This window comes from Pseudogemmobacter sp. TB195 (assembly GCF_058313095.1).
This window is the reverse complement of sequence record NZ_JBZEGG010000163.1, coordinates 1-582: the sequence shown is the minus strand read 5'-3', so window position 1 is coordinate 582 and position 582 is coordinate 1. Positions and strand designations below refer to the sequence as shown.

The 582-nt window shown below is 69.2% G+C and carries 1 protein-coding gene; it reads right to left on the bottom strand.

From position 1 onward, the window contains the following. Nucleotides 1-563, bottom strand: a 563-nt coding sequence (locus tag AC4FS3_RS29165; protein ID WP_491023446.1) for an oxidoreductase, incomplete at its 3' end; no start/stop codon positions are given. Between the last annotated feature and the right edge of the window lie 19 nt (nt 564-582).

Here is a 582-nt window from a genome sequence, read left to right as displayed (position 1 = left end):
TTCGAGGTGAAATGGCGGCCGAAGGCGATGACGTCGGCGTTGCCGGCGGCGATGGTCTCCTCGGCCATGTCGCCGGTGTAATTGCCGGCGGAAATCAGCACGCCTGGCCACAGCGGCCGGAACAGCTCCGCCGCCGACGGCACGCCCTGGTGATCGACCTCGCGCTGGCCGGCGCCGCTGGCGCGCGGCTCGATCAGATGCAGATAAGCCAGGCCCATGGGGGCGAGCTGCCCCACCACATGGCTGTACAACGGCATCGGCTCGTCCTCGCCCGAGCCATTGGCCACGCCGAATGGCGACAGCCGCACGGCGACGCGCTCCGCCCCGCAGGCGGCGACCAGGCTCCTGGTCACCCCAAGCAGCAGGCGGGCGCGGTTCTCAAGGCTGCCGCCCCAGCGATCGGCGCGGCGGTTGGCGAGCGGCGAGAGGAACTGGCTGAGCAGATAGCCATGGGCTGCATGGATTTCGACGCCGTTGAAGCCGGCCCTCGCGGCGAGAAGCGCGGTGTTGACGAAACGGCTGGCCACATCGGTAATATCGGCCGGCGTCATCTCCCGCGGCATGGGAAACATCCTGGACTGC